Annotated in this window: 1 protein-coding gene, 1 tRNA gene and 2 rRNA genes; all 4 read right to left on the reverse strand. The window is 31.0% G+C overall.

From position 1 onward, the window contains the following. Window positions 1-87 (reverse strand): 16S ribosomal RNA (locus EJL03_RS15815); the annotation flags it as partial. A 358-nt stretch (window positions 88-445) separates the two neighbouring features. Then, window positions 446-1,189, reverse strand: coding sequence for a peptidylprolyl isomerase (locus tag EJL03_RS15820; protein WP_125154921.1), 744 nt, complete (start codon window positions 1,187-1,189; stop codon window positions 446-448). A 113-nt stretch (window positions 1,190-1,302) separates the two neighbouring features. Next, window positions 1,303-1,378: transfer RNA gene (locus EJL03_RS15825), tRNA-Phe, on the reverse strand. A gap of 8 nt (window positions 1,379-1,386) precedes the next feature. Continuing rightward, window positions 1,387-1,503: ribosomal RNA gene (rrf, locus tag EJL03_RS15830) — 5S ribosomal RNA — on the reverse strand. Window positions 1,504-1,511 lie beyond the last annotated feature (8 nt).

Below are 1,511 nucleotides of genomic sequence, written 5' to 3' on the forward strand. Positions count from 1 at the left end.
ACTCCCGAAGGAGCTTCATCGCTCGACTTGCATGTGTTAGGCACGCCGCCAGCGTTCGTCCTGAGCCAGGATCAAACTCTCAATTTAAAAGTTTAATCTTTTTTAGCTCATCGCTATTTTAACACTTTGTGTTAAGAATTAACTGGTTTCATTCTTCTCTGTTTAATTTTCAAAGATCAACTCATCGCCCTCAAGCGACTTTTATATATTAACATTTATTTAATCTCATGTCAACACTTTTAAAATTTAATTTACAAAGTTTTGACTAAATTGAATAACTGCTGTGCTATTAATAGTACCTTATTTTTCCCCCTATGTCAACCTATTTCAATAAAATATATCGAACAAAATTACTATTAGTTAAAAAATGTATTTTTTTGTTATATTTATATATAATTAATCAAAACAGGGTATCCAAAATTGGGATACCCTATAATTTAAAAACTTATTTTAATTCTACAGAATACTTATTTTTTAATTCATTAGTAAATCCTATATATTTTTCTTTTTGTCTCTGTTGTACCAATTGATATTTTATATTATCTTTTACTTCTTCTAAAGTTTTAACAGATTCTTGGTTCTTATTCTCTACTTTTATAATATGATAACCAAATTGAGTCTTAACTGGTTCACTTACAACTCCAACTTCTAATTCAAATGCTACTTTTTCAAATTCTGGAACCATCCTTCCTCTACCAAATTCACCTAAGTTACCACCTGCTTCTTTGGAAGGACATGTTGAATATTTTTTTGCTGCTTCTTCAAAATCTAATCCATTCTTTATTTCATTTACTATATTGTTTGCTTCCTCTACTGTATTAACTAAAATATGCTTTGCAGTAACCATCTCTTCATTTTTAAATAATTGCTTATTATTATTATAGAATTCTTCGATTTCTTCATTTGTAACATTTATTTTAGATAGTAATTTCCCAATAGTTACCTGTATTAATATTTCTCGCTTAAGTTTTTGTAATTGGTCTATATAATCCTTATCTTCTTCCATTCCATTTTCTTTAGCATAATTATATATTAATTCAAAACTTATTATCTCATCTAATAGCTGTTTCTTTCCTTCTTCTGTCTGTAAATATGATTGCCTTTCTGGAGGAAATTTCGCTATAGTTTCATGTAAATCCTTTTCTGTTATTTCTTTTCCATTCAAAATAGCTAACACTTTATCTTTCATTTTTTATTCTCCTTCTTGTTTAAATTTTGCTAAACACAAATTAATCTAATTATGACATACTTTCAAATACTTTTCTACCTAAAACAAAAAGTCCTATCAAAATGATAGGACTTTGGTGGCTGGACCAGGAATCGAACCAGGGACACGAGGATTTTCAGTCCTCTGCTCTACCGACTGAGCTATCCAGCCATAATTTTACCTGGCGACGACCTACTCTCCCACAAGGCCTCCCTTGCAGTACCATCGGCGCTTTGAAGCTTAACCTTCGTGTTCGGTATGGGAACGGGTGTTACCTTCAAGCCATAATCACCAGATACTGATT

This window comes from Clostridium rectalis (assembly GCF_900626095.1).
Classification (GTDB): domain Bacteria; phylum Bacillota; class Clostridia; order Clostridiales; family Clostridiaceae; genus Clostridium_AS; species Clostridium_AS rectalis.